Genomic DNA, 22,752 nt, shown 5'->3' with positions numbered 1-22,752 from the left:
ACGACTTTTTGACATTTGACTTTTTGACTTGTTTAATCTGCAATATTTGGATTTAGCCATTTTTCGGCATAATCATAAGAAACATTTCGGCGTTTTGCATAATCTTCGACTTGGTCTTTTTTTATTTTTCCTAAGCCAAAATACTTGCTTTCTGGGTTTCCGAAATAATATCCTGACACCGAAGAAGCTGGCCACATCGCCATACTTTCGGTCAAAGTCACTCCTATTTCTTTATCCACATTTAATAATTTCCAAATTGTTGGCTTTTCCAAATGGTCTGGACACGCCGGATACCCAGGCGCGGGACGGATTCCTTTGTATTCTTCTTTAATCAAAGCTTCGTTATTCAAAACCTCATCAGAAGCATAACCCCAGATTTCTTTACGGATTTTTTTGTGCAAATATTCAGCAAAAGCTTCTGCAAAACGGTCACCCAAAGCTTTCACCATAATTGAGTTATAATCGTCTAAATTTTTCTCAAATTCAGATGCTTGTTCATCCACACCAAAGCCTGTCGTTACACAAAAAGCGCCCATATAATCGGTAATTCCAGAATCTTTTGGAGCTATAAAATCAGACAATGCGATGTTTGGCGCGCCTTTTGTTTTTGCTGATTGTTGCCTTAACGTCAAGAAAGTCTGCAGGTGTTTTCCGTTCTCATCAAATAATTCGATGTCGTCATCGTTTATTTGGTTTGCTGGAAAAATTCCGTAGATTCCTTTTGCTTCGAGCCAATTTTCTTCGAGCAATTGCTTCAGCATTTTTTGGGCATCGTTGAATAAAATCACGGCTTGTTCGCCAACAACTTCATCGGTCAAAATATTTGGATATTTTCCGTGTAAATCCCAAGTCCTAAAAAATGGTGTCCAGTCAATAAAATCAACTAATTCGTCTAATTTTACTTCTATGGTTTTTGCTCCGATGAAATTCGGTTTTATAGGATTGAAATTATCCCAATCTAATTTTAATTTATTTTTTCTAGCTTCTTCAATCGTATGGAAATTCTTGTCGCGACTTCGGTTCAGATAGCCTTCCCGAAGTTCATCATATTCAGAACGAAGGCTTTTAAAATAAGCTTGATTTGTATTTTTATTAATCAAATTTCCAGCGACAGTCACGGCTCGCGAAGCATCGTTGACGTGAACAACAGTTTCTCGATATTCTGGTGCAATTTTTACAGCCGTGTGTGCTCGCGAAGTTGTCGCACCGCCAATCATAATGGGAATACTGACATTCATCTTGTCCATTTGTTTCGCCAAATAAACCATTTCGTCTAAAGATGGCGTAATCAAACCGCTTAAACCGATGATATCAACTTTTTCTTCAATCGCCGTTTGGATGATTTTTTCCGGTGGAACCATTACGCCTAAATCTATAATTTCGTAATTATTACAACCTAAAACTACAGAAACAATGTTTTTTCCGATGTCGTGAACGTCGCCTTTTACTGTTGCCATTAGGACTTTTCCAGCCGAACTTGACTTTCCATCTTTTTCTTTTTCAATAAATGGTAGAAGATAAGCCACCGCTTTTTTCATCACCCTTGCCGATTTTACCACTTGTGGCAAGAACATTTTTCCACTTCCAAATAAATCTCCGACTACGTTCATTCCTGTCATCAAATTGATTTCGATAACTTCGATTGGTTTTGTGGCTAATTGTCGCGCTTCTTCAATATCGATTTCGATAAATTCGTCGATTCCTCTGACTAAAGCGTGCGTCAATCTTTCTTGAATTGGAAATGAGCGCCATTCTTGAGCTTGTTTTTCAGTAACTTCTTTGGTATCGCCTTTGATATTTTCGGCAAAAGTCAGCAATCTTTCGGTTGCGTCATCTCTTCTGTCGAGCAAAACATCTTCAACGTGTTCTAACAAATCTTTCGGAATTTGGTCGTAAATCTCCAGCATTTCTGGATTTACGATTCCCATTGTCATTCCGTTATTGATAGCGTGATATAAGAAAACCGAGTGCATCGCTTCACGAACCCTGTCGTTTCCACGGAAAGAAAACGAAACATTGCTCACGCCACCGCTGATACTTGCGTACGGAAGATTTTCTTTTATCCATTTTGTGGCACGGAAAAAATCTATTGCATTCTGGCGATGTTCTTCCATTCCGGTTGCTACTGGAAAAATATTTGGGTCAAAAATTATGTCTTCCGCTGGAAATCCGACTTGATCAACCAAAACGTCATACGATCTTTTGCAGATTTCAATTCTTCTGTCATAATTATCTGCTTGACCAACTTCATCAAACGCCATCACTATTACCGCGGCGCCATATTTTTTAATCAATTTTGCCTGACGGATAAAGTTTTCCTCGCCTTCTTTTAAACTGATCGAATTGACAACGCTTTTACCTTGGGCGACTTTCAAACCTGCTTCGATAATTTCCCATTTTGAACTATCGATCATCACAGGAACTCGAGAAATATCTGGTTCCGAAGCAATTAAATTCAAGAAAGTGGTCATTGCATGAACGCCGTCAAGCATTCCTTCGTCCATATTAATGTCGATGATTTGCGCGCCACCTTCCACTTGCGCTCTGGCGATATCTAAAGCTTCTTCGTAATTTTCTTCTTTTATTAAACGCAAGAATTTTCGAGAACCGGTCACGTTTGTACGCTCGCCGACGTTCACGAAAATACTTTCGGGTGTTATGATTAAAGGCTCAAGGCCTGATAATTTTAAATGTTTTTTACAATCGACATCTGCCATTTTGTGTTCTTCTTTTGCTACAGTTTTTAAACTGGTTCTACGATTCTTGGTGAATATTCTTTTGCGACTTCGGCAATCAGACGAATGTGTTCTGGATTCGTACCACAACATCCTCCTATTATATTAATCAAATTATCTTCGAGATATTCTCTGATCAAAACCTGCATTTCTTCTGGAGTTTGGTCGTATTGCCCAAAGGCATTTGGCAAACCTGCATTTGGATGCGCCGAAATATTAAATGAGGTATTATGAGAAAGTCGTTGCAAATAAGGTTTCAACTGATCTGCTCCCAAAGCGCAATTAAATCCGACGCTTAATAACGGAATGTGGGAAATGGAAATCAAAAAAGCTTCGACGGTTTGACCCGAAAGCGTTCTACCGGAAGCATCGGTAATTGTTCCGGAAACCATAATTGGGATATTTAAATTTCTTTCTTCTTTGACTTCTTCGATAGCAAAAAGTGCGGCTTTTGCATTTAATGTATCGAAAATTGTTTCTACCAATAAAATATCAGAACCGCCGTCAATCAAAGCTTCAACTTGCTGTTTGTAAGCAATTCGCAAATCATCAAAAGTCACGGCTCGGTAACCCGGATCGTTTACATCTGGAGACATACTTGCAGTTCTGTTTGTTGGTCCGATTGAACCTGCTACAAATCTTGGCTTGTCTGGATTTTTTGCGGTGAATTCGTCAGCGACTTCTTTGGCTAATTTTGCAGATTCGTAATTTAATTCGTAAACCAAATCTTCGAGATGGTAATCAGCCATTCCGATTGTGGTTCCTGAAAAGGTGTTGGTTTCCACGATGTCTGCGCCGGCTTCAAAATATTGGCGGTGTACGTCTTTTATAGCTTGCGGTTGAGTCAACGACAATAAATCGTTGTTCCCTTTTAACGGATGCGGAAAATCTTTGAATCTTTCGCCACGGAAATCTTCTTCAGAGAAATTATATCGCTGGAGCATTGTTCCCATCGCGCCGTCGAGGACGAGAATTCTTTCTGAGATGGCTTTGTGTATGTCTGACATTTTTTTTTCGGTACTAATTGTTACGCAATGGTTCTGTTGAAACCAAAAGTTCAATACCTTTTCTTAGATAGCTTGATGCAGAGTTTTAAGATTGCTTCGTAAACTCGCAATGACAGATTGCTGAAAAAGCAACGACCATTTGCTTCTAAAAAAAAATTATAAATATCGATATGTAGTCAGGAAAGTGAGGAAATAGAGTGTATTTCGTGTTGTTATCTATCCAAAAATTTGGTAGAATGTAGCACCTTCTTTAGTGATAAAGGGTTGCTAAGGCTTCAACGGGTCTAATCCCTCGGCCTTTCGTGATAACTGTCAATAAGTGTATGAACGTTGCAAAGTAAGGGAATTTGTTTGGGTTTTGCAACTGTTTTTTGGAAATTCTATGGCAATTAAACGGCGATTTTCAAATCTGGTTTTTCCGCGATTTCGATGATTTTGTTTAAAATGGTTTGAGAAATGGCTTGGTTTTTTGTTGGATTGATGAAGAAGAAATCTTTTCCGAATTTTTTTACGTTGGCGTTTACCGACGCGTTGAAGTCTGCTGGAAGTGTTTCTATTGCTGGATTTATGCTGATGATATCGAAATCATTTTGAAGCAATTCGAAATATTCTAGAAGCAAATCGTTGGTTTCTGTGGTGTCGATTGCAATCAAATTTTCAAGTTCGTTTTCTTGGACAAAATTGATGATGTCTTCGACTTTGAAAGGAATTGAGAATTGGATGAAATTGGCTTCCCACGAATTTTTAACTGTTGGCTTTTCGAAAAAAGCGACTGTGGAATTAGTAATTATTGGAAGTCTGACTTCGATATTTTTAGTTGAAAGGAAGGAATTTTGGTTGGAAAGTATTTGGTTTATCAAAGAACTTCCGACGGTTTCAATTCCGAAAAGGATGATATTTATTTTTTTTGTTAACATGATTTTTTAGTTTTAAACACAGATTTCACTGATTTACTCAGATTTTTTTTGCCGCCGATTTAATGATTTTTATGTTCTTGTTTTGCCCCGAATTCACTAATTTTTATTTAAAAGGATTCGATTAAAGCTTTGGCTAATTTCTTTTGCCTAAATAAAAAAGAACTGCTTTTGACTGGCGATCAAAAGCAGTCTTTTCAACAAACAAACAATAAAACAAACAAAACAATTCTTAGTTTATGCGTTATGCAGCATAATTATATTCTTTAAATAAAATCAACTCGACTGGCGTGGGATTGATTAAATTATCATAAACTGGACTTTTTTGCTGGACTAATTTCAGCCACGCTTGAAGGATTTTCAGGGAAGCATCTGTTGTTGGTTTCAAGACGATTTCAATTTTATTGAATCCGATTCTTTCTTCTTGGTTGATGGTTCCTGTGATTTCTACTTGGAGTGATTTTAGGTTCAAGCCTAATTCTTTGGCTACGTTTTGCCCGACTGCGTTTATGCATCCAGCAAATCCGGCAAGGATATATTCGAACGGATTTGGACCATCTAATTCTGGAAATCTATTATTATTGCTAATTCTGACATCGGCATTTTGAGTTTTTACAACGAATTGTTCGTTGTTTCTTGAGTATCCTAAAACATTTATCGCTTTCATAATTTTCGTATTGAGGTATTAATATTGAGATTTTAGTATTGAGTATTGAGATAAAAAAAAGTCCTTTTGGCTGGCTTACCAAAAGGACTTTACACTTGAATATAAACAGAGATTAAGTCGGTATCTTTTGGCAATAGGGCTTGAGGTGGCAATAAATCCACATCATTTTTTTACAGCAAATAATAATTATCGTATTCATCTTTTATCTTTTTTAACCTCCTCAAAAAAAAATTTGAGGAGGAGAATTGAAATGGTTGAGTTAGTTAATAGAGAATTTCAATTCTGGTATTTTTAATTCTTGATTCATTTTCAAAAAAAAACCTCTGCTTTTCGGCAGAGGCTTTTTGCTATATATTTTAAAAAATTTAAAATTTGGCAATAGTACGCTCTGCAGAATTTCTCCACATTTTGCAATACATATGACAAATAATATTTTTCATTTTTGTTACTTTTTGATGATGCAAACTTCAGAACTATTTTTGGATTTGCAACACACAATTTTAAACTTTAACATTTATTTTATTTTTTAGACACAAAAAAACCTGCTTAAAATTAAGCAGGTTTTTGTTTTTAAAATGCTGTAATTTAGTTCTTTACAATTTTAGTAGTACCTAAACCAACTTCTGTTTTAATATTCAAGAAATAAACTCCAGAAGTTAAATCAGAGATATTAATTTGTGTATCAGACACACCATTTGCATTAATATTTTTAACAACTCTTCCGTTCAAATCTGTTAATTGAATTGCGTCAATTGCATTGTTATTTTTAGATGCTACGTTAATAATTCCGTTTGATGGATTTGGATAAACTGCGAAATTTTTAGCGAAGAAATCTGAAGTTCCAGCAGTTGGTCTATCTATAGATAAAGCATCAACTCCGACGATATTTGAGTTTGCACCATCTGGACCTCCACTTGTTACAAAATATCTGAACGCCAATTTACAAGGTACAACACCTGTTAAACCAGTAACTGTATAAGTATATTGTGTCCAAGTAAATGGATAACCTGTACTAGTCAAATTAGGATTGATTGAAAGTGCAACAGTTGTAAAATCCCCAACTCCTGCAGACCCGCCAGTTGGATTGACAGTAGTAGCGCCATTAGTACTTAATCTTAATTCTAAACGGTCAGGATAAACAGGAGCCGCTCCTGTTCCACCAGATCTGCTGTAAAATGTGACAATATCACCATTTTGTAGGCTAACCACCGGAGTAATCAACCAGTTACTAATTGTTCCAGCACCAGTTGTGCTATTAAAATTACACAATGTAAAAGAAGTTGCACCTCCATTAAACCCACCTGTTGAAAATGCAGTTCCTCCCCCTTGTGCCCAAGTCGATGCACCTAACGGAGAACTTTGATTGGTGTTTGTCCATCCCGCTGTTGCTAAAGCTGTGAACGAGTCAAAATTCTCTTGCAATAAGTTTTGAGCCTGAGCCAGCGTTCCAACAGATAAAAATAACAAAGAAAGTAAAGTTTTTTTCATAATATAAAATTTTCAAGTTAAAGAACTAAAGTTAATAAATTTTTTAATATGTGAGAAAATTTTAACAAAAATAACTTCTTTAAATTTCAATAAGAAAATCATTTTTATATCTGTTTGCTTTGTGCTTTGTTATTTTCAAAAGTCTTCGTTACTTTGCAGACTAAACATAAGAGGAAAAATTTGAACTGATTGCAACCTCTGATATTGAACTATTTCAATATCGTAAAAAATGCTAAAGCAGAAACCCTCCTTTAGCTTTTTCCTGCAATTTTTTCCGAAAAAAATTAAAATAAAAATATATGGCTTATTTATTTACGTCAGAGTCTGTGAGTGAAGGACATCCAGATAAAATTGCTGACCAAATTTCTGATGCATTAATTGATAATTTCTTGGCTTTTGACGCTGAATCAAAGGTGGCTTGTGAAACTTTGGTAACAACCGGACAAGTAATTTTGGCAGGAGAAGTAAAATCAAAAACATATTTAGACGTTCAACAAATTGCTCGTGATGTGATCAAAAAAATTGGTTATACAAAAAGCGAATATATGTTTGAGGCTAATTCTTGTGGTGTTTTATCTGCAATTCATGAGCAGTCTCAAGACATTAATCAAGGTGTTGACAGAGCAAGCAAAGAAGAGCAAGGTGCTGGAGATCAAGGAATGATGTTTGGTTATGCAACAAATGAAACTGAAAATTATATGCCGTTGGCGTTAGATTTGTCTCACGCATTATTGAGAGAGTTGGCTGTTTTGAGAAGAGAAAATTCTGAAATTAATTACTTGCGTCCCGATGCAAAATCTCAGGTTACTTTAGAATATTCTGACGATAACAAACCACAGCGAATTGACGCCATCGTAATTTCGACACAACATGATGATTTTGCTCCAGAAGCAGAGATGTTGGCCAAAATTAAAAGCGATTTAGTAGCCATTTTGATTCCTAGAATTAAGGCAAAATATCCTCAATACGCACATTTATTTAACGACGATATCACGTATCACATCAACCCAACGGGTAAATTTGTAATTGGTGGACCTCACGGAGATACTGGTTTGACAGGAAGAAAAATTATCGTTGACACTTATGGCGGAAAAGGTGCTCACGGTGGTGGTGCTTTTTCTGGAAAAGATCCAAGTAAAGTAGACAGAAGTGCGGCTTATGCAACACGTCATATTGCTAAAAATTTAGTTGCTGCAGGTTTGGCTGACGAAGTTTTAGTTCAGGTTTCTTATGCTATTGGAGTTGCAAAACCTACTTCAATTAACGTGGTAACTTATGGAACTTCGAAAGTAAATTTGACTGACGGAGAAATCAGCAAAAAAGTAGAAGCTATTTTTGATATGCGTCCTTATTTTATCGAGCAAAGATTAAAACTTAGAAACCCAATTTATAGCGAAACTGCTGCTTACGGACACATGGGAAGAACTCCTGAAACGGTAACAAAAACGTTTAGAACGCCAAATGGTGAAGAAAAAACGGTTACTGTTGAATTGTTTACTTGGGAAAAATTAGACTTTGTTGATCAAGTGAAAAGTGCTTTTGGAATTTAATTCTTCCAAAAAATTTAAATATAAAAAAACCTTCAGTTTTCGCTGAAGGTTTTTTGTTTTTTATCAGGAATTAATAGGTTCCATTTTTCATTTTTTCTAAGACAATTTCCATTTCTTGCCTTGTGGTTTCATCAATTTCGTTTGCGTTTTTAACTGCTTTTTCTTGCGTGGAAATCGCCTTCTGTTTCTCTCCGTTTTTGTAATACAATTGCGCCAAAGTATCTAAATAATACGGACTGTTTTTATCAATTCTCAAGCTTGATTCCGACCATTTTATCGCTTTTTTAATTGATTCTGGATTGTTACTTTTTTCAACCACAAACCACGCTCCTTGGTTTGACATTTGGGCATAATTTGCTTTATAAGAAGTCCAATCGCCGTAACCGTATTGGGAATTTTTCTCGTCGGAAAACAAATCGTTTAGAACTTCAATTTCATTACCGCTGGCAAATAATTTATTGAAAAACAAATCATATTCGCTTACATATTCTTGCTCGCCATTTGCTGTTCTGGCAAAGTTTTCTAAGGTATCGAAATAAGAATTATTCAGATACCAATTCCCAGATTGTTTTTCCATCAACTTTTTATAAATACCTAAAACGCGGCGTTGATAATCTGCAGAAACATCTCCGTCGGTAAAATTTCTATTACTCGAAATTGCATTTGGCAACAGCGTTTCAATCGTTGATCCATAGTAATCGCCGTACGCCACCGCAACACTGTCTGCAGATTTTGCCGATTGCTCCGCTAAAATTGCGTCATAATGTTTTATCAAATAATCAATTGCTTTAAAATTTGTTTCGTCATACAGTCTTTCTTCATTGAAAATCTTCTTGTAAAAGCCAGTATTTTGGGCTTCAGCCAAGGCAACTTTCACAAAATCCATATTTGGTTTTGAATCTTTCGAACGACTGTTTACAATCTTATCCCAAGTCGCCAACAATTTCTTTTTATCAATGTTTGTCTTAGCATAAACTGGCTCGTTTTGTTGGTAATAATTTTCAGATTTAACGCCCTCAACTTGCACAATTTCTTCAACAACTTCATCTCCTTCTTGATTTACAGGATAACTAGGCGCGGGAACTTCAACAACTTCAGTAACTGATGGCGACGGCGGATAAATTGACCAGCCTCCAGGATTATCATCAGAAAGTTCCGCTAATTTTTTCAGAATTACATCTTCTTTCGTCTTTCCGTTAAGCGTTTTCTCAAGTTCTTTAAGGGATCTTACTTGCTTTAAACTTTCAGAAGCAGAACCATAAACGTCAAAAATATATTGATTTGAAGAAACGCTTCCTTTTGTTTGACTTAAGATATTTCCGTCGGCGTCTAAAACAATCGTTGAGGGAACATCTGTTATTTTATTTTTTGTGGCCCAAGACTTGTCTTTCGCAGAGGCGTTATAAAAATTATAGCGGTCAAAATCCTTAGATTCATCTGAATACGACATATAACTTCCCAATGAATATTGTTGGTTTTTAATGAACTCATCAAATTCACTTTTGCTCATTTTGTTATCTGGATCGTATGAAATTACAAGGAATTTTTGAGGTGTTTTCTTCGTAGATTCCAGCGCTTTTTGAAAATTATCTTGTACGACCAACTTAAAATTTGATGGCGCATAAGTTGAATCTACCGCAGTATAAGCGTCTAAACCTTCCGTTTTCCCGGCATACGTCCAGTTTTTTTCTTTTTTGGTTTCAACTGGTTTTTCAGAAGTTTTTGGAGTGCTATTAATCTTGCTTTCTTCCAAAAACATCAATGGACTTTTCTTATTTTTTTCAGCAATTACCAATTCGTCTTTTTCATTGTAATAACCTTCAAGCCTCATTTTTCCGAAGTAATTCGGATTATATTCAAACTTGATTTCATTTTTATTTTTCGGAAGAACATACTTTTCAATTGTCGATTCTGAATAAAAATCCTCCTTTACCAAATAAATAAATTCTGCACGATCAACCTCAAAATTTAGTTCATCTTCATTGTAATTTGTCTCCGAAGAAAATTCAGAAAGATTTTTGAAAACCGGAGTTGCTTTTCCGTTTTGAGTTCCGATATAAATGCTCGAACTATATAAAGATGCATTTTTTCCGAACAATTGCACCTTCACTTTCCCCGGACTTGGATTTCCATCCGAAGTAAAATTAACCGCAAAATCTGAAGCAGATTCGCTGACCGTCCCGCCAAGTTTCAGCGTGTCATTTTTAATTTCATAGTCTCCGTGAAAAAGTACAATTTCAAATTTTTTGTCGGTTGTCAGCCTTAATTTAATACTTTGCCCTTCAGAAGTCGAAAGGTAAGTTCCTGGCGTAATGGCTTTTTGAGCGTAAGAAACACTTGCCAACAACAGCATTGACGGAAAGAAAAATTTCTTCATAAATTCTATTTTTTTGTCTTGTATCTAACAAATGTAATTTTTTTTTAAAGACAAAATCAAACCAATTAAAAGAATTACGAAGAAATTTTTTGAAGCAAAATCTTACTTTTGTTTCTACTATTTTAAGCGAGTAAATTTTACAAATTATATCGCACCGAGAAAATCAAATACCTTGGCTGTACACGATATTGCGAAGTTCTAGTAAAAAACTGATTGAAACTATCATCGTTTAAAGTTCTCGTATTCAAGAGATTTGTAGCTCCGATTTTATATTCAAATTTGCTGTCTTTCTTTTGATACGATAAATTTACAGACAAGAAATCATATTGATTATCAACGGTTTTCGCTTTATTTGAATATTTATTGAACTCATATTCTGCTTTGAACGAAAATGCATCCAAGAAATAATACTCCAAATTGGCAAACGGCGAATGGTTGTAAAAAACATCGTTTTGATATTCATTAATCGTTACGCCATAACCCAATTCCAAACTCGGAAGATTTTTAAAATTCGTAGAAAAAGTAAAATTATAACCTTGCGTAAATGTTTCTGGCGCGGTAAAAACTTGGGCTTGCGTCACGCGATCCACTTGAATGTTATTTTGCTTCGACCAACTTAAATTCGCGCTAACCGAAGCTTTGTAAAATCTAGCAAAAGATCTTCCGTAACGGAAAAATCCAGTCAAGGTTTCATCAGCAAAATTTGAATTATAAGGTATTGAAGTTTGATTGATTCCTTCAAATTCAGCGATTCTTTTCACCGCGTCCACTCGTTTGTTATAGTTTACAAATCCCGAAACATTGGTTTGATTAAACATATTAAACTTAAAATATCGAAGCGAATGTGTCTGGCTTAAGGCATTTTCTAAATTTCGCTGACCGCGGAAAAGGCTGTTGTAACTTGAAAAAATATTGCCTTCGGCCAATTGCGAAATGTCTGTAAAATCATTCTGAAGTGAAAAATTATACGTCAGCGTTTCTGATTTCTTAATTTGGTACAAAGCATAAACGTCAGGCAAAACTCGGAAGAAACTTCGGTCGAAATCAGAACCCAATTGCTCGTTTTTCATGAAGTAATTATGAACGCTAACTCCCGGATTAAATGTAAATTTTCCGGTGATAAATTTGAAGTGAACTCCCATAAATACGTCGTTGAAACTATAATTTACATCGTTATTATTTTCTGGAGCGCTCAAATCATTCCGGAACTGATTGTCTAAAATCTGGAAAATATGCGAGTTGAAATTCTGATATGAATACGTATCTCCAAGCGTAAAATTTATGTTGCTTTTTGGCGTCAACATATAATAATAATCCAATTTTGCATCAATTTTATTTGTTTTTACAAAACGTTCTTGGTTCAAATTATTTCGCTGTTGCGAACTGTCGTAACCCGTCAAATTAAACGGCTGAATCAATAAATTTGCATTGTAAAAAGGATCTTCTTCTTGGTATAAATGTTGCGCTTCAAACGCCAAAACATTCTTTTCATCAATCGTATAATAATAATTCAAATTCTGATTTATCGAAAACGGGTTTTGATTTTTATCAGTATAAATATCCTGAGTATTACTGATTCCTTGACCCGATTGCGTGGTCAAAAGTCCCAGATTTTCGTCTTGTTTTGAAGTTTTCAAAAGTACATCATAATCAAAATGAACTTTCTCGCTCGGAATGTAACTTGAACTCAATTTAAAAAGTCCGAGACGAGATTTCTGCATTGATTTTTCATCAGAAAGTTGCTCGGTTTCCACTTCGCCAGTTTCTGTATTCAAGTAAGTATTTCTGGTAATCGTTTCCATCTCCGTATCGCTGGAAGTGATAATTCCAAAACCGCTCAACGTCCACGATTTTGCGGGATTGTAACTGAAATTAGCAGCACCAAATTGCGTCTCGATTTCCTTTGCCCGATTATTTCTAGCCATAGAAATCCCTAAATCGTTGGAAGCCACATTAAAATTGGTTCCTCCTTTTCGCATGATTCCTCTGAAACCGCCGGTAAACTTGAAATAATCTTGCGACGTAAAAGGCAATTCGCCAATATTATTGAAATTTGCCAAAAGATTTAAACTGTATTTTGGACTGTAATAAAATAATTTTGGATTGGCAATATAACGCTCTTCTTCGTGGCCAACTCCCACTCCGCCTGTGATATCTCCAAACCAAAAGTTCTTTTTCCCTTCTTTCAGTTTGATATTCATGGCAATATTTTCTTCATTATTTTCAAGGCCTTTCAATTGCGAAACTTCGTTGTAATTTCGTAAAACCTGCACTTTATCTACAGCATCTGCTGGAATATTTTGCACGCCTAATTTGGTATCGCCGTCAAAAAAATCTTTGCCATCCACCATCAATTTCTGCACGGTTTTTCCTTCCACTTGAATCTGTCCGTCTTTGTTTACCTCAACACCGGGAAGTTTTTTCAAGATGTCGCCAAGCTTTCTTTCGGTTCCATTCGTGAAAGAATCTGAGTTGTACACAATCGTGTCTCCTTTGATGGAAACCGGCATTTCACTGACAATTTCAACTTCGTCCAAACCAATTCCTTCTTCCAAAATTATGGCTTGGTTCATGTTTTCAGTTCCGGTTTGCACGTCGATTTCCTTGGCTTGAAACCCGATATAACTTACTTTAACTTTATACGAAGTATTGGCTTTCAGCGAAAGTTGGAATTTTCCTTTGTCGTTTGTAATTGCATACGAATCCATCGCGTTATTCGACTGATTAATAGCCATGACGTTCGCCATTTCAAGTCCAGTTGCTTTTGAATCGGTTATAAAACCTTCAAATCTGATGTTTTGTGCACTGGCAAGAATTGAAAAAAGGGTAAAAAAGAAAAGGAAAATCGACTTTTTCATTGTAAAAATATAAGAGCGTGAAGATATATAATTTTTGGTTTAGACTAACGTCCGCTAGCGTTTATGTGAATCATTCCGTTGGCGTCTTTCATGCTTTCCAATTGTTTTTTGGTAATTTCCTCAAACTCTTTTTGGTTCACTTTTTTGCCTTTTTTTGGTCTTTTTATTTCAGATTTTTCCTTCGGATTTAAAATAATTTTAGAACAAAGAGCCATTTTCTTTCCGTCATTTACTTCCAAAATCAAACCTGGCAATCCCCAATATTCGTCTGGACCTTGCGAAACCGGAATTTCTGGCGTGTACCAAGCCGTAATTATTTTCTCTTTTGGTTCTTGAATTTGGATGAAAGTAGTTTTGCTATTAGCTTGAATCTTTTTACTTTCCTCAAAATCTTTCAAATCCTCTTCTGAAACCGGAATTAAGATTGTGGCTTTGTGACACGTATAATTTCCTATTTTCTTGGTTTCGTTTTCTAATTTCCAGTCCCACTTTGGCAAGGAATCTTGAACCAAAAATTCCTTGCCAAACAAATCTTCTTCTGAAATAGCAATCTTTTCCTTTACATTTTTGTATTGTTTTCCTTCGGCCGCACTCATCATTTTAAACCCGCCAGAACCCAGACTTGGAGCTTCTAATTTTTCCTCTTGGAAATAAATCGACTCAAATTTATTGAAATTCAACACAAATGTTTTTTCAAAAGCTTTTCGCATTTTTTCCTGCAATTGTGCTTGCACTGCTTCCGGCATTTCTTGTTTAGTGAATTTAAAATCGTTCATCTGAACTTTTGTCTCGTAAACTGCCTGACCATAAAAATCTTGGGCTTGACCCAAATTACTAAGAAACAAAAGGGTGATTGTCGAAATTTGGAAAATAATTTTTGTCATTGTTTTTTGATTTAATTTGAAGGCAAATAAATATTTATTGCGGTTCGTTTTAGTTAATGATTGTTAACTCGCAAATTTTAACGAATATAGTTTTTGCTTTTGAAAAATGAACGCTTGAGATTATAATGATTTCAATTTCCAACGTGCATTTCAAGTTGTCCTTTAGAATTTTTCATGCTTCCTAGTTGTTTTACTACAATTTCTTCATATTGCTTTTGGGTCACTTTTTTTCCTTTTGAAAGCCTTTTGATTTCAGTCTTTGATTTAGGATTCAAGCTAATTTTAGAACAAAGAATAATTGTTTGTCCGTCATTTAATTCTAAAATCAAACCTGGCAAACCTCCGTATTTATCTGGACCGAATGAAACTGGAATTTCTGGCGCGTACCATGCGGTAACTAGTTTTTCTTTTGGTTCGCTTAGTTCAAGAAGATTTGTCTTTTCATCATTTTTATCTTTTTTTAGGTTTTCGAATTCCTTTTTGTCTTCTTCAGAAACTGGAATTATAAAAGTGGCTTTATGGCAAGTATAATTTCCAATTTTTTTAGTTTCAGATTCTAATTTCCAATTCCAATTTGGCAATGAATCTTGTACCAAAAACTCTTTTCCAAAAAACTCCTCTTCTGAAAGTTCTATTTTTTCTTTACTGTTTTTATATATTTTTTTGTCACTTCCGCTCACCTTAAAAGTGACGCCTTTGTTTGTGCCAGGTGATGGAGCTTCCAATTTTTCCTCTTGAAAATAAAATGATTCGAATTTATTGAAATTTAAAATATAAGTTTTTTCAAAAGCTTTCGCCACTTTTTCGTTCATTTCTTTTTTCATATCATCAGTCATGTCGTTGCTGGTAACGTCAATACCGTCAGTTTTTGTTTTTGATTCATAAACAGCGGTTCCATTAAAATTTTGGGCGGTGACCGCATTTGCCGAAAGAAATAAAAAAACGAAGCTTACTTTTAAAATAATTTTTGTCATGATCTTGTTGTTTGATTATTGCAAATTAAACCAGATGAAAATTTAAATTTGGTTAATGTAAGTTAACGATTGTTAACAGCGCAGATTCAATACTTTTAGTTTATACTTTTGGAAGATGAAATCAAAGAATTATAAATATATTTTGCTTTTTATAACCATTACGATACTGGCAACTATAAGTTTACAGATATATTGGAATTTAAAAAACTTTGAAGAAAATAAACGCCGGTTAATGATTGACGTTCAAATTGCCTTTGATAACAGCATCGAACATTATTATGCCGAAGATATAAAAGAAGATTTTATTTCTTTTATTGGAACAGATTCTACCAATAATTCAAATTTCATTGACAATGCAATTCTTGACACCGCGTTTGAAAATTCTATAAACCAAAGTAAAAAAGGAAGCATTAAAAAAGTTACTGCCTTAAAAATTGACAACTCTGGATACAAAAATAAAAGGATTGCCACGATTGAAAATGCACTTGACACTTCCAATTACATCAAATTGAATGTCAACACTCAGAAAAATGCAAAAACCAAAAAAAATCCGATAAAAATCTCGTCGATCGATCCCGAAAAAATTTCGTCAATGAATGTTATTAAAGGAAAACCTGTATATGACAGCATTTCAAAGTTGACCAATTTTACAAATAAAATCATCATTTCGATGCGAAAGGATTCGATAGAATTTGATAAAATCGAAAAAACTTTAAATAAAGAATTGACGAGAAAAGATATTTCAATTCTATTTGGATTACAACATTTTAAAGCTGATACTATTTTTCAAAATTATCATATTTCTAAAAACTTGTCGCTAAATACATTTTCAAATTCAACCTTTTTACCGCCAAATCAAAAGCTAAAACTGCTGTTTTCAGATCCAACATTTGATATTTTAAAACGAAGCATGACCGAAATTGTGCTTTCTCTATTGTTATCGCTTTCTATAATTTTTTGTCTTTTATATTTGCTCAAAACTATTAATCGTCAGAAGAAAATCGATGAAATGAAAAACGATTTGATTAGCAATATCACGCACGAATTTAAAACGCCAATTACCACGGTTTCAACAGCTTTAGAAGGAATAAAAAGTTTTAACGAAAATGACGATAAAGAAAAAACCACACGTTATATTGATATTTCGAACCAACAATTGAAGAAGCTGGAAGTTATGGTCGAAAAACTTTTAGAAACCGCGTCATTGGAAACCGATAAAATAATTTTGAACAAAGAAACTGTTGATTTAGTCGAATTACTTCAAAGCAATATCGAAAAACATCAAATGAATTCCATTGGAAAAAATTTTAGTTTTAATTCTGATTTTGAGGAATTTAATCTAAAAGTCGATGCATTTCATTTAGAAAATGCAATTTCAAACATCTTAGATAACGCTGTAAAATATGGCGGAACTTCGGTGGGAATTTTTCTGAAAACCGAAAAAAATAAAGTTCTAATTTCAATTGAAGACAACGGAAAAGGAATCGAAAAAAAGGAGCGTGAAAAGATTTTTGAGAAATTTTATCGAATCCAAAAAGGAAATATTCACGACATAAAAGGTTTTGGGATTGGATTATATTATTCCAAAAAAATCATCGAAAAACACAACGGAACCATTGAATTGATTGTAAATTCGAAAACCGTTTTTAAAATTACGCTTCCGAATGAGTGATAAAATAAAAATAATTTTGGCCGAAGACGAATTGGCGTTAGCACAAATCATCAAGGAAAGTTTGGAAACCCGAAATTTTCAAGTCATGCATTGCAAAGACGGCGAAGAAGCTTCTGTGGAATTTTTAAAAAACAAGCCGGCTATTTTGGTGCTTGACGTGATGATGCCCAAAAAAGACGGTTTTACATTAGCCAAAGAAATCAGAAAAATTGATAAAAAGATTCCGATTATTTTTTTGACCGCAAAATCGCAAACGCAAGACGTGGTTGACGGATTTAACTTCGGTGGAAATGATTATCTCAAGAAACCTTTCAGTATGGAGGAACTGATTGTCAGGATTCATGCGCTTTTAGGAAGGATTTCAAATGATAACAAAGAAGAAAATCTTTCCATTGGAAGTTATACTTTCAACCTCACAAAACAAATTTTGAGCCATTCAGAAACCGTAATTTCTCTCACGCATCGAGAAGCTTCCTTGCTTTATCTTTTGATTGAAAATAGAAACGAAATCTTAGACCGTTCGATTGTCTTGAAGAAAATCTGGGGCGACGACGACTTTTTCAACGGCCGAAGCATGGATGTTTTTATTACAAAGCTTCGTAAAAAATTAAGCCTCGACACAAATATCCAGATTATAAATATTCGAAATCAAGGCTATAAATTGATTGATTGAGAATTAATTCCCCATTCTAAAATTCGGTCTTCCGCCACCATTTTTGAACTGCTCGCGCATTTCTTCCATTTTTTTGGTCACGGTTTCGTCATATTCTTTTTGGGAAATCACCTTTCCTTTGGTTGGCGCTTTTATCGCCACTTTTTCTTTGGCATTCAAGACTATTTTTGAACAAAGAATTACTGTTTTTCCATCGCTGACTTCCAAAATTAATCCTGGCAATCCCCAATAATTTTCTGGCCCTTGATTGATTGGAATTTCTGGTGCATACCAAGCCGTGATGGTCACTTCTTTTGGCATTTCAAAACTATCCATCAAGTTGGTCGTTTTCTCTTTTTCTTCTTTTTTCGCTTCTTCTTTTTTAGGTCTAAAATTTCTGAAATCTGATTGGCTTACCGGTTTTACAGCCGTCGCTTTGTAACACGTGTAACCGCCAATTTGCTTGGTTTCTGATTCCATTTTCCAGTCTAATTTTGGAAGCGAATCTTGAACCAAAAACTCTTTTCCCATAAATTCTTTATCAACAGAATAGATTTTTTCTTTGACGTTTTTATACGTCGTTCCACCGCCACCCATCATCGATGACATCATTCGCATTCCGCCACCATTCTGGCCTGGCGCGTCTAATTTTTCTTCTTCTTTATAAATCGAAGCCGTTTTATCGAAGTTCAAAACAAAGGTTTTTTCCATCATTTTTCGCATTCTTTCCTCAATATTCTTTTGCATTTCTGGCGTGATTTCTCGGTTTCCGCCAAAATTTGCTTTAAAATCGCTCGTGCTTGTTTTTGATTCATAAACCGCCAAGCCTTGAAATTCCTGAGCGCTCGTTGAAACCACTGACAACAAAACAATTGCGATTGAAAATAACTTTTTCATAGATTCTGTTTTAAGATACAAATATGACTATTTTGCACATTATTTGTTACAAGCTTTTGTTAAATATTTTAGGCATCAAAGTCATCGAATCTTAAAGTAATTCGTAAATTGGGACCTTATGAAAAAAGTATTTTCTGCCCTTTTATTCTTGGCTTTTTACGCAGGTTTTGCTCAGCATCCAGCGATGTCTCCGCTATTTTTTAAATCTGAAAAATGGGAAGTCGGACAATTTTTAGGCCAAGATAATTTCGGAAATGCGTATTCCATCTATGAAAATGAGTTCCGAAAAATCAGCAACAACCGAGTTTCTTTCTATAAAAATGTATCATTAGGAAAAATTCATCAAGTCGATTTACAGAACCCGTTACAACTAGTTTTGTTTTACAAGCAGTTCACAACGGCGGTTTTATTAGACAACCAATTGAACGAAACCACGAAGATTAATTTTTCAGAATTAAATATTCCGTTGAATCCCGAAGCAGTGAGTTTGGCGTCACAAAATCGACTTTGGATTTATGATATGCTATCGCAAAAGTTGGGCTTATTTGATATTTTGAAAAATACGTTTCAGCCGATAACACAGTCTTTTGACCAAAATTTAAAATTTTACCAATCAGATTATAATTACTTTTATTGGATTGACACCAAGCAAAATTTGTATGTCTCAAATCTCTTCGGAAAAGTCAATTTCCTTGGAATTGCTCCTGATTTCGACCAAATTCAAGTGGTTTCTCCCAACCAAATTTTGGTAAAAAAAGATAATGATTTGTTTTTCTATAATTTAGAAAAAAGCCAGAAAACGCCAATCGCTTTAAATGAAAAAAGCTTCGTAAGTTTTTCCTATAAAGAGCAAATTTTATCTATTTTTACATCGCAAGAAATATATCAATATAAAATTATTTTACCATAATGCACATAGCAGTAGCAGGAAATATCGGAGCCGGAAAAACAACGCTAACGCGTTTATTAGCCAAACATTTTAAGTGGGAACCGCACTTTGAAGACGTTGTTGACAATCCTTACTTGGATGATTTTTACCACCAAATGGAGCGTTGGTCATTCAACCTGCAGATTTATTTCTTGAACAGCCGTTTCAGGCAAGTTTTGCAAATTCGCGAAAGCGGAAAAAATATCATTCAAGACCGAACGATTTATGAAGATGCGCATATTTTTGCCCCGAATCTTCACGCAATGGGATTGATGACAAATCGTGATTTTACCAACTATAAATCGCTTTTTGATTTGATGCAAACTTTAGTGGAAGGTCCGGATTTGTTGATTTATTTAAGAAGTTCTATCCCAAATTTAGTGAACCAAATTCACAAAAGAGGACGCGAATATGAGAACTCGATTTCCATCGATTATTTGAGCCGACTGAACGAAAGATATGAAGCCTGGATTGAAAGTTATACTTCTGGAAAGCTATTGATTATTGATGTTGACAATTTGAATTTTGTAGATAATCCTGAAGATTTGGGAGATATTATTAATAGAATTAATGCTGAAATCAACGGACTATTTTAAATAGAACTGAGATTTCAGAATTGAGTATTGAGATAAAAAAGATTAAAAAAATGCCTTTCTTTCGAAAGGCATTTTGAATTAATAGAACTTTAATTATTGCTTTCTATAAGCATCTAATTTCGCATTAACTTCAGCTTCTGTTCCTTCAAAAACTTGGGTATCTACTTTGTCATTTGTTGTTGTGGTTACCGTTGTTTTCACTTTTCCGTCCGCATCTTTCATTGATTCAATTCGCACTTCTTTTGAAGTTTGAACTGCCGGTTGATTGGCTTCTGCTTGAATTGCTTGAACAAATTCAGTTTCTGTTACTTCTTCCACTTTTACATTATTATCGTGTCCTCCTAAAATTGGCGCAATTACCAAACCAATCAAACACGTCAATTTTATCAAGATGTTCATCGAAGGCCCAGAAGTATCTTTAAATGGATCACCGACAGTATCTCCGGTAACGGCCGCTTTGTGCGCGTCAGAACCTTTGTAAGTCATTTCTCCGTTGATCATTACACCAGCTTCAAAAGATTTTTTTGCATTGTCCCAAGCTCCACCGGCATTGTTTTGGAAAACTGCCCAAAGTACTCCCGAAACAGTAACTCCGGCCATATAACCACCAAGCATTTCTGCAATTAATTGATTATTTTCTGGATAAACCAATTTTCCTAAAAGTACAATTGCAATAGGAAATCCGATAGTCAAAATTCCTGGAAGCATCATTTCTCTCAAAGCTGCTTTCGTGGAAATATCAACACATTTTGCATATTCAGGTTTTCCTGTTCCTTCCATAATTCCTGGAATTTCTCGGAATTGTCGTCGCACTTCGTAAACCATATCCATCGCTGCTTTTCCTACGGAATTCATAGCCAAAGCTGAAAAAACCACCGGAATCATTCCGCCCACAAACAACATCGCTAAAACTGGAGCTTTGAAAATATTGATCCCGTCAATGCCTGTGAAAGTTACATAAGCTGCAAATAAAGCTAATGAAGTCAAAGCAGCAGATGCAATTGCAAAACCTTTTCCAGTTGCTGCAGTCGTGTTTCCTACAGAATCTAAAATATCAGTTCTTTGGCGCACTTCTTTTGGCAATTCGCTCATTTCTGCGATTCCTCCAGCATTGTCAGAAATTGGCCCGAAAGCATCGATTGCCAATTGCATTGCTGTTGTTGCCATCATCGCTGAAGCCGCCAAAGCCACTCCATAAAATCCTGCGAAAGCATACGAAGACCAAATTGCTGCCGCAAATAATAAAACCGTTGGAAAAGTTGAAATCATTCCCGTTGCTAAACCTGCGATAATATTTGTTCCCGCACCGGTGCTTGATTTTTGTACGATTGCTAAGATTGGTTTTTTACCCAAACCAGTGTAATATTCCGTTACCGAAGAAATTACGGCTCCCACAAATAATCCAACTAAAGTAGCGTAGAAAACTCGCATTGAAGAAATATCTCGAAGTCCTTCTCCGAAGAATTCCATTTTCATAGTTTGAGGCAACATCCAAGTGACTAAGAAATAACACGCAACAGCGGTCAAAGCAATAGAAACCCAATTCCCTACGTTTAGCGCACCTTGAACTTGTGCTTCCTTTGCATCATTACTGCTGATTTTCACCAATAAAGTTCCGATGATCGAAATGATAATTCCGACTCCGGCGATTGACATCGGTAATAAAATTGGTCCGATTCCTCCGAAAGCATCTGAAATGCTTCCACCCATATCTTTAATTACGTAGTTTCCTAAAACCATTGCTGCCAAAACTGTTGCCACATACGAACCAAACAAATCGGCACCCATTCCGGCGACGTCACCCACGTTATCACCCACATTATCTGCAATTGTAGCAGGATTTCTTGGATCATCTTCGGGAATTCCAGCTTCGACTTTACCAACTAAATCAGCTCCAACATCGGCTGCTTTTGTGTAAATTCCACCTCCGACCCTGGCGAACAATGCAATGGATTCTGCTCCAAGAGAAAATCCGGCTAAAGTTTCCAAAAGAATCGTCATTAATTCGCTGGCCGTTTTTGTCTCTCCATTGTAAAGACCTTCAGCCCATTGACCATTCATAAAAAAGTGGAAAAAGAAAATAAAGAATGCGGTCAGACCTAAAACGGCCAAACCAGCAACGCCAAGTCCCATCACAGTTCCGCCACCAAAAGAAACTTTCAAAGCTTGTGGCAAACTTGTTCTTGCCGCTTGCGTTGTTCTAACATTGGTTTTGGTTGCGATTTTCATTCCCATATTTCCCGCCAAGGCAGAAAAAAACGCCCCAAAAATGAAGGCGATGACAATTGATAAATGCGTGGTTGCTCCTGGAAGAAATGTGATTGCGGCAAGAGCAATGCTGGCGCCAATCACGAAGAAAGTCAATAATTTGTATTCTGCTTTAAGAAAGGCTAAAGCTCCCTCGTAGATGTACTCTGAAATTTCTTTCATTTTTCCATCTCCTGCATCTTGTTTTAAAACCCAAGATCTTTTAACTGCCATAAAAAGTAGTCCGACAACGGCGAGTACCATTGGGACATAAATCATAATTGATTCCATAAAAAATTTGTTGGT

At 35.5% G+C, this 22,752-nt stretch carries 16 protein-coding genes and 1 riboswitch; of the genes, 5 read left to right on the top strand and 11 right to left on the bottom strand.

Going from position 1 to position 22,752, the window contains the following annotated elements:
* Positions 1 to 32: 32 nt before the first annotated feature.
* The 5 genes from metH to ACFPVY_RS16440 form a co-directional block, all read right to left on the bottom strand.
* The gene (gene metH / locus ACFPVY_RS16460) at positions 33 to 2,717 is read right to left on the bottom strand and encodes a methionine synthase (protein WP_379793245.1); all 2,685 of its coding nucleotides are present in this window, start codon (positions 2,715 to 2,717) and stop codon (positions 33 to 35) included.
* A gap of 26 nt (positions 2,718 to 2,743) precedes the next feature.
* On the bottom strand, positions 2,744 to 3,742 hold the full coding sequence (locus ACFPVY_RS16455; protein WP_379793244.1) for a homocysteine S-methyltransferase family protein: 999 nt from the start codon (positions 3,740 to 3,742) through the stop codon (positions 2,744 to 2,746).
* A 209-nt stretch (positions 3,743 to 3,951) separates the two neighbouring features.
* A riboswitch (SAM riboswitch) is annotated at positions 3,952 to 4,054 on the bottom strand.
* Positions 4,055 to 4,131: 77 nt separating this feature from the next.
* Positions 4,132 to 4,659: a hypothetical protein gene (locus ACFPVY_RS16450; RefSeq protein WP_379793243.1), complete on the bottom strand. Its 528-nt coding sequence runs from the start codon at positions 4,657 to 4,659 to the stop codon at positions 4,132 to 4,134.
* A 241-nt stretch (positions 4,660 to 4,900) separates the two neighbouring features.
* Entirely contained in the window at positions 4,901 to 5,323 is a 423-nt protein-coding gene (locus tag ACFPVY_RS16445) for an OsmC family protein (RefSeq protein ID WP_379793242.1), read from the bottom strand.
* 585 nt (positions 5,324 to 5,908) lie between these two features.
* On the bottom strand, positions 5,909 to 6,811 hold the full coding sequence (locus ACFPVY_RS16440; protein ID WP_379793241.1) for a T9SS type A sorting domain-containing protein: 903 nt from the start codon (positions 6,809 to 6,811) through the stop codon (positions 5,909 to 5,911).
* A gap of 299 nt (positions 6,812 to 7,110) precedes the next feature.
* Between ACFPVY_RS16440 and metK the strand changes: the two genes are divergently transcribed.
* Complete coding sequence (gene metK / locus ACFPVY_RS16435; RefSeq protein ID WP_379793240.1) at positions 7,111 to 8,361, top strand: methionine adenosyltransferase; 1,251 nt, start codon at positions 7,111 to 7,113, stop codon at positions 8,359 to 8,361.
* A 70-nt stretch (positions 8,362 to 8,431) separates the two neighbouring features.
* Here the strand turns inward: metK and ACFPVY_RS16430 are convergent, their stop codons facing one another.
* From ACFPVY_RS16430 to ACFPVY_RS16415, 4 genes are all read right to left on the bottom strand, one after another.
* Positions 8,432 to 10,738, bottom strand: coding sequence for a tetratricopeptide repeat protein (locus ACFPVY_RS16430; RefSeq protein WP_379793239.1), 2,307 nt, complete (start codon positions 10,736 to 10,738; stop codon positions 8,432 to 8,434).
* Positions 10,739 to 10,875: 137 nt separating this feature from the next.
* Positions 10,876 to 13,596, bottom strand: a complete 2,721-nt coding sequence (locus tag ACFPVY_RS16425; RefSeq protein ID WP_379793238.1) for a carboxypeptidase regulatory-like domain-containing protein — start codon at positions 13,594 to 13,596, stop codon at positions 10,876 to 10,878.
* A gap of 44 nt (positions 13,597 to 13,640) precedes the next feature.
* Positions 13,641 to 14,480 carry a GLPGLI family protein gene (locus ACFPVY_RS16420; RefSeq protein ID WP_379793237.1) on the bottom strand — a complete coding sequence of 280 codons (840 nt, stop codon included), beginning with the start codon at positions 14,478 to 14,480 and terminating at the stop codon, positions 13,641 to 13,643.
* A gap of 131 nt (positions 14,481 to 14,611) precedes the next feature.
* On the bottom strand, positions 14,612 to 15,454 hold the full coding sequence (locus ACFPVY_RS16415; RefSeq protein WP_379793236.1) for a GLPGLI family protein: 843 nt from the start codon (positions 15,452 to 15,454) through the stop codon (positions 14,612 to 14,614).
* A 232-nt stretch (positions 15,455 to 15,686) separates the two neighbouring features.
* Here ACFPVY_RS16415 and ACFPVY_RS16410 point away from each other — a divergent pair, with 232 nt between their 5' ends.
* Both ACFPVY_RS16410 and ACFPVY_RS16405 read left to right on the top strand, forming a co-directional pair.
* Positions 15,687 to 17,126, top strand: a complete 1,440-nt coding sequence (locus tag ACFPVY_RS16410; RefSeq protein ID WP_379793234.1) for a sensor histidine kinase — start codon at positions 15,687 to 15,689, stop codon at positions 17,124 to 17,126.
* Positions 17,119 to 17,799 carry a response regulator transcription factor gene (locus tag ACFPVY_RS16405; protein ID WP_379793233.1) on the top strand — a complete coding sequence of 227 codons (681 nt, stop codon included), beginning with the start codon at positions 17,119 to 17,121 and terminating at the stop codon, positions 17,797 to 17,799. Before ACFPVY_RS16410 ends, ACFPVY_RS16405 begins: the two co-directional genes overlap by 8 nt.
* A gap of 3 nt (positions 17,800 to 17,802) precedes the next feature.
* On the opposite strand, the gene ACFPVY_RS16400 is transcribed toward ACFPVY_RS16405, so the two are convergent.
* Complete coding sequence (locus ACFPVY_RS16400) at positions 17,803 to 18,675, bottom strand: GLPGLI family protein (protein WP_379793232.1); 873 nt, start codon at positions 18,673 to 18,675, stop codon at positions 17,803 to 17,805.
* A gap of 118 nt (positions 18,676 to 18,793) precedes the next feature.
* On the opposite strand from ACFPVY_RS16400, the gene ACFPVY_RS16395 reads away from it, so the two are divergent.
* Entirely contained in the window at positions 18,794 to 19,585 is a 792-nt protein-coding gene (locus ACFPVY_RS16395; protein ID WP_379793231.1) for a hypothetical protein, read from the top strand.
* Entirely contained in the window at positions 19,585 to 20,199 is a 615-nt protein-coding gene (locus tag ACFPVY_RS16390) for a deoxynucleoside kinase (RefSeq protein ID WP_379793230.1), read from the top strand. The genes ACFPVY_RS16395 and ACFPVY_RS16390 overlap by 1 nt, the downstream gene beginning before the upstream one ends.
* Before the next feature lie 93 nt (positions 20,200 to 20,292).
* Here ACFPVY_RS16390 and ACFPVY_RS16385 read toward each other — a convergent pair whose 3' ends face one another.
* On the bottom strand, positions 20,293 to 22,737 hold the full coding sequence (locus ACFPVY_RS16385) for a sodium-translocating pyrophosphatase (RefSeq protein WP_379793229.1): 2,445 nt from the start codon (positions 22,735 to 22,737) through the stop codon (positions 20,293 to 20,295).
* Positions 22,738 to 22,752 lie beyond the last annotated feature (15 nt).

Source organism: Flavobacterium qiangtangense (assembly GCF_042658345.1).
Lineage (GTDB): Bacteria > Bacteroidota > Bacteroidia > Flavobacteriales > Flavobacteriaceae > Flavobacterium > Flavobacterium qiangtangense.
Note: the sequence above shows the minus strand (reverse complement) of the source record. Positions and strands in the feature narration are given on the sequence as shown.